This is a genomic window from Pseudomonas sp. BRM28 (assembly GCF_002939405.1).
GTDB classification, from domain to species: Bacteria; Pseudomonadota; Gammaproteobacteria; order Pseudomonadales; family Pseudomonadaceae; genus Aquipseudomonas; species Aquipseudomonas palmensis.
The window spans coordinates 1,772,149-1,784,610 of the sequence record NZ_PEFV01000001.1 but is presented as its reverse complement, the minus strand read 5'-3'; the positions used below and the strand labels follow the sequence as shown (position 1 = coordinate 1,784,610).

Genomic DNA, 12,462 nt, shown 5'->3' with positions numbered 1-12,462 from the left:
TTACTTACGCAGTTCGACGCGACGGTTCTGAGCCCAGGATTGCTCGTCGTTACCGGTAGCAACTGGACGCTCTTCGCCGTAGGAAACCAGTTCCAGTTGGGCTGGGGAAACGCCTTGCAGTACCAGGTAGCGCTGTACGGCTTTAGCACGACGCTCGCCCAGGGCCATGTTGTATTCGCGAGTACCACGCTCGTCGGTGTTGCCTTCCAGGACGACGCGAGCGCCATTGCCTTTCAGGTCTTTGGCGTGAACGTCCAGAGCGCGCATGGCTTCTGGCTTCAGGTCCGAGCTGTCGTATTCGAAGTAGAAGGTGGTGATTGCGCGCAGAGCGGCTTCTTCGCTCAGGGAACCGTCAACAGCACCGGTGTTAGCGCCGTAACCAGCGTTTGGATCAACAGCGCCTTCACCAGCGTTGTCGCCGCCCTTGGAGGAGCAACCTACAGCTACAGCCATGGCCAGAGCCAGCGCAGCAAACTTACCAAACTTCAGCATTTCCATCGTGAAACTCCTAATGAACCCCAATGTGTTAAGTGTTACGTAAAGCGCCGCGTCAGTTCAGGTAAGGGGACCAGGACGGTTCTCTGACTTCGCCTTGAGCGGTAGGAAGCGGGAGCCTCACGCGTCCGTTGAGAGAGACGAGCATCAAGACTCCCCGGCCCTGCTGGCGGGTGGCGTAGATTAGCATGGTGCCGTTGGGCGCAACAGTGGGTGACTCATCAAGACTTGTTTCAGAGAGGATTTTTACACTTCCTCGCTGCAAATCCTGCGCGGCCACCTTGAAGTTGGTGAAACCTTGCTGGCGATGAATCATTACCAGGGTCTTTTCATCCGCCGACAGTTTAGGGTTGGCGTTGTAGTTACCCACGAAAGTTACACGCTCGGCACCACCACCCGAAACGTTGGTTTTGTAGATCTGCGGCTTGCCGCCACGATCCGACGTGAAATAGATGGTCGAACCATCCTTGCCCCAGAACGGCTCGGTGTTGATACCCGGGCCGGCCGTGACACGCGACATCTGGCGCGAAGCCATGTTCATCACATAGATGTCAGGGTTGCCGTCCTTGGACAGCACGAACGCCAGGCGCGAACCATCGGGCGACCAGGCTGGTGCACCGTTGAGGCCTTCGAAGTTGGTGATCTGCTCACGACGGCCAGTGTCGATGTGCTGTACGAAGATACGCGGACGACGCTGTTCGAACGACACATAGGCAATGCGCTTGCCGTCTGGCGCGAAGCGAGGCGACAGGATCGGCTCGCGCGACTGCAGCAGGGTCACGGCGCGGGCGCCGTCGTAGTCCGAACGCTGCAACGTGTAACGAGTGTTGTCCTTGGAGAAGCGTTCGGCGGTGACGTACAGCATGCGCGTGGAGAACGCACCCTTGATGCCGGTGAGCTTCTCGAACGACTGGTCGGCAATGTAGTGCGACATGTCACGCAGCTGGTCGGTAGTGCCCGAGACGCTGCCGGTCAGCACTTGCTGCTCGGTGGCGACGTTGAACAGCGCATATTGCACCTGCAGGCGACCGCCCGCTGGCACGATGCTGCCTACCATCACGTACTGGGCGCCCAGGGCCTTCCAGTCGCGGAAGATGACTTCGCTGGCCTGGCTAGGCTGGCTGATCATGTTCTGGCGCGGAATCGGCGCGTAGTAACCGGAGTTGCGCAGGTCATTGCCAATGATATCGGCCATGTCCTCGGGCAGCACACTGCCACCCTGCAGGGCGAACGGCACGACCGCGATCGGCGTGGCACGGTCACTGCCGCTGGTGACCAGGATGTTCTTTTCTTCTGCAACGGCCATCCCTGCTGCGCAGCAGAGAACGACCAGCAGTCCTCTAAGAAGGTTAATCACAAGGCTAGATCCTCAGGTGTGAATGTCATCTTGAATGAACGATAGGGATTGAATTCGCTCGGTTTCAAGCCCTGCATTTCGGTCAGGCGGCCAATGTTCTTGACCGCTGCTACCGCAGAAGCATCGAACGGACCATCACCACTGGAGCGTGCAACGCTCACCGTGGTCACGGTGCCATCGGGCAACATGCCAATCTGCAGGACCACCGTCATGTTCTTGCGTGCAGAAGGTGGGCGCGCCCAGCCTTCGGCTGCGCGGGCACGTATCAGGTCGTCGAAGTCGCCGGCCACCTGGTCACCCTGCTCGTCGGCCAGCGCCTGCTGCCGTTCGGTGGAGTCGGACAACAGCTCGGCCAGGGCCTGGGCTTTCTTGTCTTCCGCCGCCTTGCGCGCCGCTTCTGCTGACTTCTTCTTGGCCGCATCGGCTGCGGCTTTCTTCTTGGCATCCTCGGCGGCCTTTTTCTTGGCCTCTTCGGCTGCCGCTTTTTTCTTCGCATCCTCGGCTGCCTTTTTCTTGGCATCCTCGGCGGCTTTCTTCTTGGCGTCTTCAGCGGCCTGCTTCTTGGCCTCTTCTGCTGCCTGTTTCTTGGCCTCTTCCTCGGCTTTCTTCTTGGCGAGGTCGGCCTGCTGTTTCTCTTCGACCTTCTTGGCTTCCTCGGCTTTCTTGGCCGCGTCCGCTTTTTTGGCCTCGTCGGCTTTCTTGGCCTCGTCGGCCTTCTTGGCTTCGGCCGCCTCGCGGGCTTCTTCGGCCTTTTGAGCCGCCTCTTCTTTCTTTTGTTCCGCAGCCTTCACCGCTTCCTGCTTCTGCTGCTCGACCTTCTTCTGTTCCATCTGCTCGACTTCGGTCTGGCGCGCAGCGGTTTTCTTCGCTTCACCCGCAATCTTCTGATTGGTCTGGGTGGTGGCCTGACTTTTGGACTTCAGCTGGTACAGGGTCGCCTGGACAATAGGCTTGGCCGGCGGCAGTTCCGGGGTCATGGCAAAGCTGACGAACAGCATGCCGAACACCAGAACGTGCAGCGCGATGGCCCAGACGCTGGGCCAGAAATAGCTTTCCGAGGCGGATGGCTCTCGCTGTTGCATCAGGGCGCCTCGGTAATCAGGCCAACGTTACCGACACCGGCCTTCTGCAACCCGCCCATGGCGCCCATCACCGCGCCATAGTCGACGGCCTTGTCGCCACGGATGAACACCTGGGTCTGTTTGCCCTGGTCACGTCCGGCCGCGATGATCTTGGTCACCGCGTCGGTCATTTGCGGCAAGGTCATGGCCTTGTCCATCTGCTTTTCGGTGTCGACTTCGCTGCCAAGGTTCCAGAAATAGGTCTTGTCGGCCTTGATCGAAATGGTAAGGATCTGGACGTTGTTGTCCTGCGGCAAGGCTTCGCTGGAAACCTTGGGCAGGTCGACCTTCACGCCCTGGTTGAGCATCGGTGCGGTCACCATGAAGATGACCAGCAGTACCAACATCACATCGATGTAGGGCACCACGTTCATCTCCGCGACCGGCTTGCGTTTGTGTCGAACTCGAGCCATGGGCTTTTACCTGATCACTCTTCGCTGGTGTGCACTTTACGGTGCAGGATGGCCTGGAACTCGTCGGCGAACGTGTAGTAGCGACCGATCAAGACTTCACTGCGTGCAGCGAAACGGTTGTAGGCAATAACTGCCGGGATTGCGGCGAACAGGCCGATCGCGGTGGCGATCAGTGCCTCGGCGATACCCGGAGCCACAGTGGCCAGGGTCGCCTGCTGGGCCGAAGCCAGGCCGCGGAAGGAGTTCATGATGCCCCATACGGTACCGAACAGACCGATGTACGGGCTGGTGGAACCGACGGTGGCGAGGAACGGCAGGCTCTGTTCGAGCTTCTCTTCTTCACGCGAGATGGCCACGCGCATGGCCCGGCCAACGCCTTCCATCACGGCGTCAGGGTCGACACCCGGTTGCTGGCGCAGGCGCGAGAACTCCTTGAAGCCGGCACGGAAGACCTGCTCCACACCCGAGTCCGGGTCCGGGTTGCTGCCGGCCTGGCGGTACAGCTTGGACAGGTCGATGCCCGACCAGAAGCGCTCCTCGAAGCTTTCCAGCGCACGACGACCGGCACGCAGCATGGTGCTGCGCTGAAAAATCATGATCCACGAGGTCACCGATGCGGCCACCAGAATCAGCATGACCAGCTGCACCACGATGCTGGCATTACTGACCAGGCTCCACATGGAGGTATGGTCGACGACGTTAGCTTCCACGCTTAATCTCCTGCAATTGTTTGGTTACCCGCACCATCCGCCGCCACAAAGGCTGCACGCAGCTCGGAAGGAATGGCCCGGGGTTTGAACGTATCGGCGCGCACACAGGCCACCAGGAACTGCCCCTCGCAGAGCAGCGTTGCATCACGCTCGCGCCAGACCTGCTGCACAAAGCGCAGGCTGGCACGATTCAATTCAAGCACTTGTGCGGTGACCCGCAATTCATCGTCCAGGCGGGCCGGCGCGTGGTAGCGCGCCTCGCTGGAATGAACGACGAACAAGGTGTTCTGTTCTGCCATCGCAGACTGGGCAAAGCCCAGCTCGCGCAACCGCTCTGTGCGGGCACGCTCCATGAATTTCAGATAATTGACGTAATACACCACGCCGCCCGCATCGGTGTCCTCGTAATAGACGCGACAGCGATGTGCGAACGACTCAACCCCATTTTGCGCGCGCATACTCTAGTGCTAACTCCTCAGCTTGCCAATCCGCCCCACCAACTGTTTTTAACGGATTATGTCGTATTGCCAGCGCGACTCATGCGTGTCCGCCGATAGGACCACGAAAACGCCGGATAAGTCTGTCATTCATCGGCCAGGTCGGAAAAACCCTCGCCGTTGACCGACTCGCCCATGCGGCCCGGAATGTTCAGGCCAAAGTGCAGGTAGGCGTGCCGGGTCACCACGCGCCCACGGGGTGTGCGCATGATGTAGCCCTGCTGGATCAGGTAGGGCTCCAGCACGTCCTCGATGGTGTGACGTTCTTCGCTGATAGCCGCCGCCAGGCTGTCAACACCCACCGGGCCACCGTCGAACTTCTCGATCATGGTCAGCAGCAGGCGCCGGTCCTGGTGATCGAAACCACGCTCGTCCACGTCCAGCAGGTTCAGCGCCAGGTCGGCGATGGCCTTGGTGATGTCACCTTTGCCACGCACCTCGGCGTAGTCGCGTACACGACGCAGCAGGCGGTTGGCGATACGCGGGGTGCCACGGGCGCGCCGGGCGATCTCGAAGGCGCCCTCGTCCTCGATCGGCAGGCCCAGAATCCCGCCCGAGCGGCTGACGATGGTGGCCAGGTCTGCGGTGTTGTAGAACTCCAGGCGCTGCACGATACCGAAACGGTCGCGCAGCGGATTGGTCAGCATGCCGGCGCGGGTGGTTGCCCCGACCAGAGTGAACGGCGGCAAATCGAGCTTGATCGAACGTGCGGCCGGCCCCTCGCCGATCATGATGTCCAGCTGGAAGTCTTCCATGGCCGGGTACAGCACTTCCTCGACGATCGGCGAAAGCCGGTGAATCTCGTCGATGAACAGTACATCGTGGGGTTCCAGGTTGGTCAGCAGCGCCGCCAGATCGCCCGGACGCTCGAGGATCGGCCCGGAGGTGCTCTTGATCGAAACGCCCATCTCCTGCGCGATGATGTTGGCCAGGGTGGTCTTGCCCAGGCCCGGCGGGCCGAAGATCAGCGTATGGTCCAGCGACTCGCTGCGCCCACGTGCCGCCTGGATGAACAGCGCCATCTGCTCGCGCACCACTGGCTGCCCGATGTACTCGTCCAGGCGCAATGGCCGGATCGCCCGGTCCTGGACCTCTTCGCGGTCGCGCCCGGTAGCGGCTATGAGTCGGTCGGCTTCGATCACTTAAATCATCCCCTTGAGGCTGCGCCGGATCAGCTCTTCGCTGCTCAGGCCCTTGGCATCGATGGCCGCCACGGCGCGGCTGGCTTCCTGCGGCTTGTAGCCCAGCGAGATCAGCGCGCTGACCGCATCGGTTTCGGCAGTGGAGGCACTTGCCACCGGCTGCGGGCCGTCGGACACCAGGGTAAACAGGCTTGGCGCGGTTTCCCAGGCCTTGAAGCGGTCCTTGAGTTCGACCAGCAGGCGCTCGGCGGTCTTCTTGCCCACCCCCGGCACCTTGACCAGCGCCGAGGTGTCCTGGGCCTGCACGCAGCGTATCAGGTCGTCGACCTCCAGGCCCGACATCAATGCCAGGGCCAGCTTGGGCCCTACGCCGTTGAGGCGGATCAGCTCGCGGAACAGCTCGCGCTCGCGCTTTTCGTGAAAGCCATACAGCAGGTGCGCGTCTTCACGTACCACCAGGTGGGTGTGCAGCGTCACTGCCTCGCCAACCTTGGGTAGGCGATACAGGGTGGTCATCGGCACCTCGAGCTCGTAGCCCAGGCCGTTGACATCGACAATCAGGTGCGGCGGCTGCTTTTCAGCCAGGGTACCGCGCAAACGTCCAATCACGTTCAGGTCCTTTATCCAGGGCGCCGGGGCGATCAAGCCCGCCATCAGCCGCCATGATTGCAAGCCGGCGGTGGCCGGCAAGCGAAATTGTGTTAACCGATGATGCTATCAGAGCCTTAGGCGGCCACTGCGGCTGCGTGCAGCGCCCAGCCCGTGCGGCACCAGGCTGGAACGGGTATGGGCATGGCACAGGGCGATGGCCAGGGCATCGGAGGCGTCTATCTGCGGCTTCTGGGTGAGCTTGAGCAGGTGCATGACCATCATCTGCACCTGTTCCTTGTTGGCCCCGCCCGTACCGGCGACCGCCTGCTTGACCTGGGTGGCACTGTACTCGGCGATCTCCAGGCCCTCTTCGACCCCGGCGACGATGGCGGCGCCGCGCGCCTGGCCGAGCTTGAGCGCCGAGTCGGCGTTGCGCGCCATGAACACCCGCTCGATACCCATGGTCACCGGCCCGTGCAACTGGATGATTTCGCGCACGCTGCGGTATACCACCTGCAGGCGCTCGGGCAGCTCGCCGCTGCCGGTACGGATGCAACCGGAGGCCACGTACTCGCACCCGCGCGCCGTGTGGCGCACCACACCATAGCCGGTAATCCGCGAGCCGGGGTCAATACCAAGAATCAGAGTCATATCGCCTGCGCAACCAGTGGCGCACCGGGGCGCCATTAAAAAGACAGAAGCCGGACCCGTCACGGGCACAAGGTGCCTGCGGACGAATCCGGCCTCGAGTACGCCAGAACTGAACCTTAGCCGAGTTGTTCCATGACTTCGTCAGGAATTTCGGCGTTGGAATACACATTCTGCACATCGTCCAGGTCTTCAAGCATGTCGATCAGCTTGAGCACCTTCTGTGCGCCCTCCAGGTCGAGTTCGGCGCTGGTGGTCGGCTGCATGACGATTTCCGCATCCGCAGCCTTGAAGCCGGCAGCCTCCAGGGCAGTACGCACCGCGTAGAAGCTGGCAAACGAGGTGAACACGTCGAACGAGCCATCTTCGTTGCTGACCACGTCGTCGGCATCGGCCTCCATCGCCGCTTCCATCAGCGCGTCTTCATCGACACCGGCGGCAAAGCTGATCTGCCCCTTGCGCTCGAACAGATAGGCCACCGAGCCATCGGTGCCCAGGTTGCCACCGCACTTGCTGAAGGCATGGCGCACGGCCGCGGCGGTGCGGTTGCGGTTGTCGGTCATGGCCTCGACCATGATCGCCACGCCGCCCGGGCCGTAGCCTTCGTAGCTGAGCTCTTCGACATTGTCGGCTTCGGTTGCGCCTGCACCACGGGCCACGGCGCGATCGATGATGTCGCGGCTCATGTTCGCGCCCAAGGCCTTGTCCAGCGCCAGGCGCAGGCGCGGGTTGGAATTCGGGTCACCACCGCCCTGCTTCGCAGCGACGGTCAGCTCACGAATCCACTTGGTGAAGATCTTGCCTCTCTTGGCATCCTGGCGCTCTTTGCGGTGCTTGATGTTCGCCCACTTGGAATGACCCGCCATAACTGACTCCAGAAATCCTTGAAACAAAACCACGCCCCCGCCCGGAAAAACCTGGCGTGGGCAATCAATTCGGTATGCCGTAACGCAAAGGCGCATCCAAGTGGATGCGCCCCGGGCCCGCTTACTCAGCCTTGGGCTGTTCGCGCAGACGGATGTGCAGCTCACGCAGTGCCTTGGCATCGACCAGGCCTGGGGCCTGGGTCATGACGCACGCAGCGCTCTGGGTTTTCGGGAAGGCGATCACTTCACGAATCGACTGGGCGCCGGTCATCAGCATCACCAGGCGATCCAGACCGAAGGCCAGGCCACCGTGCGGCGGTGCACCGAACTTCAGCGCGTCGAGCAGGAAGCCGAACTTCTCTTCCTGTTCCGCCGCCTCGATGCCCAACAGGCGGAACACGGCCTGCTGCATCTCTTTGCGGTGGATACGGATCGAACCGCCACCCAGTTCGGTGCCGTTGAGCACCATGTCATAGGCACGCGACAGCGCGGTGGCCGGGTTGGCCTCCAGCTCTTCAGGGGAGCATTTTGGCGCGGTGAACGGGTGGTGCAGCGCCGTGAAGCTGCCGTCGTCGTTCTCTTCGAACATCGGGAAGTCAACAACCCACATCGGTGCCCATTCGCAGGTCAGCAGGTTGAAGTCGTTGCCGACCTTGATGCGCAGCGCGCCCAGGGCTTCGCTGACGATCTTGGACTTGTCGGCACCGAAGAACACGATGTCGCCATCGACCGCGCCCACGCGATCGAGGATCACGTTCAGGTTGGCCTCGGGGATGTTCTTGACGATTGGCGACTGCAGGCCCTCGACGCCCTTGGCGCGCTCGTTGACCTTGATGTACGCCAGGCCCTTGGCACCGTAGATGCCGACGAACTTGGTGTACTCGTCGATACGGCTGCGCGGCATGCTCGCCCCGCCCGGTACACGCAGTGCGGCAACGCGGCATTTCGGGTCGTTGGCCGGGCCGCTGAACACCTTGAAGTCGACCGCTTGCAGCTGGTCGGCCACATCCACCAGTTCCAGCGGGTTGCGCAGGTCAGGCTTGTCCGAACCGTAGCGGCGCATGGCCTCTTCGAAGGTCATGTGCGGGAATTCGCCGAACTCCAGGTCCAGGACTTCCTTGAACAGTTTGCGGATCATGCTTTCGGTCAGGCCCATGATCTCGGTCTCGTCCAGGAAGCTGGTCTCGATGTCGATCTGGGTGAATTCCGGCTGGCGGTCGGCGCGCAGGTCTTCGTCGCGGAAGCACTTGGCGATCTGGTAGTAGCGATCGAAACCGGCCACCATCAGCAGTTGCTTGAACAGCTGCGGCGATTGCGGCAGGGCAAAGAAGCTGCCGGCGTGGGTACGGCTTGGCACCAGGTAGTCACGCGCGCCTTCCGGGGTAGCGCGGGTCAGGATCGGCGTCTCGACGTCGAGGAAGCCGTTTTCGTCGAGGAAGCGACGGATGCTGGTGGTGATGCGCGAGCGCAGACGCAGCTTCTCGGCCATCTCCGGACGACGCAGGTCGATGAAGCGATAGCGCAGGCGGGTCTCTTCACCCACGTCGGAGTACTCGTTGAGCGGGAACGGCGGGGTTTCCGCTTCGTTCAGCACTTCGAGCTCGTAGCCCAGCACTTCGATGGCGCCCGAGGCCATGTTGGCGTTGACTGCGCCTGCAGGGCGCGGACGCACCTTGCCGGTGATCTTCACCACGTACTCGCTGCGCACGCGGTCGGCGGCGGCAAAGCTTTCTGCGCGGTCCGGGTCGAACACGACCTGAGCCATGCCTTCGCGATCACGGATGTCGAGGAAAATCACCCCGCCGTGGTCGCGACGACGATGGACCCAGCCGCAAAGGGTAATTTCCTGACCTTCCAGGCTCTCGTTCAGTTGGCCGCAATAGTGGCTGCGCATCATGATGGTGGTTTCGCTTCTCGTCATTCGTGAATTCGGGTGTGGACCTTGCCGGCCCCAGGGGGCCCATAGTGCAAGACCCTGGCAGTACAGTTCAACTCAGTCGGCCTTGTCGGCGCCCGCCAGGTTCTTTTTGGTGCCGGTCTTGAAGTCGGTTTCATACCAGCCGGTGCCGCCCAGGCGGAAGCCCGGGGCAGAAATCAGCTTCTTCAGGGCAGGTGCCTGGCAGGCCGGGCAATCGGTCAGCGGCGCTGCGCTGATCTTCTGCAGAACTTCCATCTGGTGGCTGCAGGAACCGCATTGATAGTCGTACAGGGGCATTGGCGTATCTCGTTGACCACTGCGCGGGCCGCGCCACGCAGCAAAAAGCGGGATTATATATGGTTAACCGGGGCTGTGCAGCCCGCCCGCCGTGCCAGCGCACGAATGGTTCAGGGCTTGGCGCCGCCCCTCAGCACGTAGACCACGCAGATCACCCGCACCAGGCCGCTGAAATTCTTGACGCCGCCGTGGCGAAGGTGGACTTCGCGGTCCACATGGGACAGCACCGCATTGACCGTACACCGGTTGGCGGCGGCAATGCGCTCGAGGATTTTCCAGTAGACCTCTTCCAGGCGCAAGCAGGTGGCGAAGCCGTTGAGTCGCACCGAACGCGACAGCGGGCGCGCCAAGCCCATATTGAAATCTGCCTGAAAAGGATCACCAGGGGCCATACGAAGTTGCTCGGCGGTGCATGCACGTTCATTCACGACTCGCGACATATTCATCCCACGCATTGACTGACAGGAAGTTCATCACCGGGATACTTGCTATCCAGGTACCTGCCTATGAAGCGCTGTTCATCGTATTGCAACCAGCAGACCGCGAGCCTGCGCAGCGTAGGAATAACCTTTTAGTTGAGTTCATGTACCACACCTGCTGAAACTGTTCCACGCCGGCCGCAGCACGCAGGAAGTACCCATTAAAAAAGCCCGATTCCTCTAAAGAAGAATCGGGCTTGCGTCTTTCAACAGACGCCTTTACAGGCGCCGAACACTCACTTGGCCAACAGCGAGCGCAGCATCCAGGCAGTCTTTTCATGGGCCTGCATGCGCTGGGTCAACAGGTCGGCGGTCGGCTCGTCGCTGACCTTGTCCAGCAACGGGAACAGGCTGCGCGCGGTACGCACCACGGCTTCCTGGCCATCGACCAGTTGCTTGATCATTTCTTCAGCCGCCGGCACACCTGGCTCCTCCTTGATCGAGGACAACTTGGCGTAGGTGGAATAAGTACCCGGCGCCGGGAAGCCCAGTGCACGAATTCGCTCGGCGATGGCATCGACTGCCAGGGCCAGTTCGTTGTACTGGCCTTCGAACATCAAGTGCAGTGTATTGAACATCGGCCCGGTCACGTTCCAGTGGAAGTTATGGGTCTTCAAGTACAGTACATATGTATCCGATAACAGATGCGACAAGCCGTCAACAATGGACTTGCGATCTTCTTCACTGATACCAATATCAATTGCCATGTACATTTCCTTCCTGTGATGTCAGTTCAACATGCTGGAAGCACTGTACCAAGAGTTGCGCGTGCCTGCAGCTCCGATTGCCGGTCTGGCGTGCGACACAGGGCTGCAGCCGCGCGGCCCGTTTGGCCCGCTGATTTGAGAAGCACCCGGCTTTGCTGTTAAATAGGCACTGTGCCGTCATTGCGCATTTTTTGTGCAATGGCGCATAGGCTGCAGCCACGCTTTGGCGCCTCATCGGTAACCGCGCACCGTGGGTTCAGCTCTTCCTGTGATATGCCTGAATAAAATGTGAGCCAAACCACCATGTTCAAGATCGTTCACCTGTTGACGGGCGCAGCTGCCTTGCTGCTGTCCCTGATTCCTAGCCTGAGGGGCGAAGCTGTCCCTTTCCTGCAACAACCCGATGCCATCTACCTGGCGCTTTTCGGGCTGCTCAACCTGATCCTGGTGCCTGTGCTGCCAATGCACTACCGCGGCGCGCGCCAGTACCTGCAACACACTGCCAGCGCGCTGCTGGTGCTTGCAGTGGTATTGCAAGCGGTCACTGTGCTGCTGCGCCCGGAGCTGGGCAATGTCGCGGCCATGGTCTGCGCCCTGCTGGCCGTGCTGCTGCATCTGGTGGCGGGCCTGGCCAAGGTTGGCCGTGCGCGCAGCCAGGCACCTGCCTACGACATGAGCAACCGCGACACGGGTACCGTGAAGTGGTTCAACACGTCCAAGGGCTTTGGATTCATTTCGCGGGATTCCGGCGATGACATCTTCGTGCACTTCCGGGCCATTCGTGGCGAGGGTCACCGGGTGCTGGTGGAGGGTCAGCGCGTGGAGTTTTCGGTGATGAACCGGGACAAGGGCCTGCAGGCCGAGGATGTGATTGCGGCACCGCGTCGCTGATCCTAGCGTGAAGAACCGCGACGGCCACTCGGCCGATCGCGGTTTTTTTACGCCTACTCACCCGCCCTGCTCTGCTGTCGATCTGCACTGAGCCTTTAAGCCCGCTGCGCGAGGCGCATGCATCAATAGTGCGGGGGCGGCGCTTCTTCCTCGTTGGACTCGTACTGCCCCACCATCTCCTCATAACGCTTGAGCAGCGCGCCCATCTGCAGCTGCAGCCGTTCAACCACCCGCTGCTGCTCCACCAACACATCGTTCAGCGCCAGCAGCGTATCGTCCTGAAATGCCAGACGACTCTCCAACTCGGTTACCCGTGCTTCCAGGGTCATG

At 61.3% G+C, this 12,462-nt stretch carries 16 protein-coding genes; 1 reads left to right on the top strand and 15 read right to left on the bottom strand.

Going from position 1 to position 12,462, the window contains the following annotated elements; genetic code table 11:
- The 14 genes from pal to CR917_RS08445 all read right to left on the bottom strand — a co-directional run bounded on the left by pal (window position 1) and on the right by CR917_RS08445 (window position 11,241).
- Entirely contained in the window at window positions 1-498 is a 498-nt protein-coding gene (pal, locus tag CR917_RS08510) for a peptidoglycan-associated lipoprotein Pal (protein WP_042121796.1), read from the bottom strand.
- A gap of 52 nt (window positions 499-550) precedes the next feature.
- Window positions 551-1,801 carry a Tol-Pal system beta propeller repeat protein TolB gene (gene tolB, locus CR917_RS08505; protein WP_213085823.1) on the bottom strand — a complete coding sequence of 417 codons (1,251 nt, stop codon included), beginning with the start codon at window positions 1,799-1,801 and terminating at the stop codon, window positions 551-553.
- Window positions 1,802-1,848: 47 nt separating this feature from the next.
- Window positions 1,849-2,934 carry a cell envelope integrity protein TolA gene (tolA, locus tag CR917_RS08500; RefSeq protein WP_043864239.1) on the bottom strand — a complete coding sequence of 362 codons (1,086 nt, stop codon included), beginning with the start codon at window positions 2,932-2,934 and terminating at the stop codon, window positions 1,849-1,851.
- Window positions 2,934-3,386, bottom strand: coding sequence for a protein TolR (tolR, locus tag CR917_RS08495; RefSeq protein ID WP_043864240.1), 453 nt, complete (start codon window positions 3,384-3,386; stop codon window positions 2,934-2,936). Before tolR ends, tolA begins: the two co-directional genes overlap by 1 nt.
- Before the next feature lie 14 nt (window positions 3,387-3,400).
- Window positions 3,401-4,096 carry a protein TolQ gene (tolQ, locus tag CR917_RS08490; protein WP_043864241.1) on the bottom strand — a complete coding sequence of 232 codons (696 nt, stop codon included), beginning with the start codon at window positions 4,094-4,096 and terminating at the stop codon, window positions 3,401-3,403.
- Between the two features lie 2 nt (window positions 4,097-4,098).
- The gene (ybgC, locus tag CR917_RS08485) at window positions 4,099-4,554 is read right to left on the bottom strand and encodes a tol-pal system-associated acyl-CoA thioesterase (protein WP_043864242.1); all 456 of its coding nucleotides are present in this window, start codon (window positions 4,552-4,554) and stop codon (window positions 4,099-4,101) included.
- Between the two features lie 125 nt (window positions 4,555-4,679).
- A complete protein-coding gene (gene ruvB, locus CR917_RS08480; protein ID WP_043864243.1) occupies window positions 4,680-5,735 on the bottom strand; it encodes a Holliday junction branch migration DNA helicase RuvB in 1,056 nt (351 codons plus the stop codon).
- The gene (gene ruvA / locus CR917_RS08475; RefSeq protein WP_043864300.1) at window positions 5,736-6,344 is read right to left on the bottom strand and encodes a Holliday junction branch migration protein RuvA; all 609 of its coding nucleotides are present in this window, start codon (window positions 6,342-6,344) and stop codon (window positions 5,736-5,738) included.
- Window positions 6,345-6,452: 108 nt separating this feature from the next.
- Window positions 6,453-6,977, bottom strand: coding sequence for a crossover junction endodeoxyribonuclease RuvC (gene ruvC, locus CR917_RS08470; protein WP_043864244.1), 525 nt, complete (start codon window positions 6,975-6,977; stop codon window positions 6,453-6,455).
- A gap of 116 nt (window positions 6,978-7,093) precedes the next feature.
- Complete coding sequence (locus tag CR917_RS08465; protein WP_043864245.1) at window positions 7,094-7,840, bottom strand: YebC/PmpR family DNA-binding transcriptional regulator; 747 nt, start codon at window positions 7,838-7,840, stop codon at window positions 7,094-7,096.
- Between the two features lie 121 nt (window positions 7,841-7,961).
- Window positions 7,962-9,737: an aspartate--tRNA ligase gene (aspS, locus tag CR917_RS08460; RefSeq protein ID WP_043864301.1), complete on the bottom strand. Its 1,776-nt coding sequence runs from the start codon at window positions 9,735-9,737 to the stop codon at window positions 7,962-7,964.
- Window positions 9,738-9,833: 96 nt separating this feature from the next.
- Window positions 9,834-10,055 carry an FmdB family zinc ribbon protein gene (locus tag CR917_RS08455; protein ID WP_043864246.1) on the bottom strand — a complete coding sequence of 74 codons (222 nt, stop codon included), beginning with the start codon at window positions 10,053-10,055 and terminating at the stop codon, window positions 9,834-9,836.
- Between the two features lie 110 nt (window positions 10,056-10,165).
- The gene (locus CR917_RS08450; protein WP_043864247.1) at window positions 10,166-10,495 is read right to left on the bottom strand and encodes a ribbon-helix-helix domain-containing protein; all 330 of its coding nucleotides are present in this window, start codon (window positions 10,493-10,495) and stop codon (window positions 10,166-10,168) included.
- Between the two features lie 275 nt (window positions 10,496-10,770).
- Window positions 10,771-11,241 (bottom strand): Dps family protein, encoded by a 471-nt coding sequence (locus tag CR917_RS08445; protein WP_043864248.1) that lies wholly within the window; start codon window positions 11,239-11,241, stop codon window positions 10,771-10,773.
- 303 nt (window positions 11,242-11,544) lie between these two features.
- Here CR917_RS08445 and CR917_RS27910 point away from each other — a divergent pair, with 303 nt between their 5' ends.
- On the top strand, window positions 11,545-12,132 hold the full coding sequence (locus CR917_RS27910) for a cold-shock protein (RefSeq protein WP_043864302.1): 588 nt from the start codon (window positions 11,545-11,547) through the stop codon (window positions 12,130-12,132).
- Window positions 12,133-12,254: 122 nt separating this feature from the next.
- On the opposite strand, the gene CR917_RS08435 is transcribed toward CR917_RS27910, so the two are convergent.
- Window positions 12,255-12,461, bottom strand: a complete 207-nt coding sequence (locus CR917_RS08435) for a SlyX family protein (RefSeq protein ID WP_043864249.1) — start codon at window positions 12,459-12,461, stop codon at window positions 12,255-12,257.
- Between the last annotated feature and the right edge of the window lies 1 nt (window position 12,462).

Bases quoted from the DNA above. Each gene is read 5' to 3' on its own strand.
- tolA (WP_043864239.1), bottom strand. From the start codon at position 2,934: ATGCAACAGCGAGAGCCATCCGCCTCGGAAAGCTATTTCTGGCCCAGC.
- ruvC (WP_043864244.1), bottom strand. From the start codon at position 6,977: ATGACTCTGATTCTTGGTATTGACCCCGGCTCGCGGATTACCGGCTAT.
- aspS (WP_043864301.1), bottom strand. From the start codon at position 9,737: ATGATGCGCAGCCACTATTGCGGCCAACTGAACGAGAGCCTGGAAGGT.
- CR917_RS08465 (WP_043864245.1), bottom strand. From the start codon at position 7,840: ATGGCGGGTCATTCCAAGTGGGCGAACATCAAGCACCGCAAAGAGCGC.
- ybgC (WP_043864242.1), bottom strand. From the start codon at position 4,554: ATGCGCGCGCAAAATGGGGTTGAGTCGTTCGCACATCGCTGTCGCGTC.
- CR917_RS08435 (WP_043864249.1), bottom strand. From the start codon at position 12,461: ATGACCCTGGAAGCACGGGTAACCGAGTTGGAGAGTCGTCTGGCATTT.
- tolB (WP_213085823.1), bottom strand. From the start codon at position 1,801: ATGGCCGTTGCAGAAGAAAAGAACATCCTGGTCACCAGCGGCAGTGAC.
- CR917_RS08450 (WP_043864247.1), bottom strand. From the start codon at position 10,495: ATGTCGCGAGTCGTGAATGAACGTGCATGCACCGCCGAGCAACTTCGT.
- pal (WP_042121796.1), bottom strand. From the start codon at position 498: ATGGAAATGCTGAAGTTTGGTAAGTTTGCTGCGCTGGCTCTGGCCATG.
- CR917_RS08445 (WP_043864248.1), bottom strand. From the start codon at position 11,241: ATGGCAATTGATATTGGTATCAGTGAAGAAGATCGCAAGTCCATTGTT.
- CR917_RS08455 (WP_043864246.1), bottom strand. From the start codon at position 10,055: ATGCCCCTGTACGACTATCAATGCGGTTCCTGCAGCCACCAGATGGAA.
- tolR (WP_043864240.1), bottom strand. From the start codon at position 3,386: ATGGCTCGAGTTCGACACAAACGCAAGCCGGTCGCGGAGATGAACGTG.
- CR917_RS27910 (WP_043864302.1), top strand. From the start codon at position 11,545: ATGTTCAAGATCGTTCACCTGTTGACGGGCGCAGCTGCCTTGCTGCTG.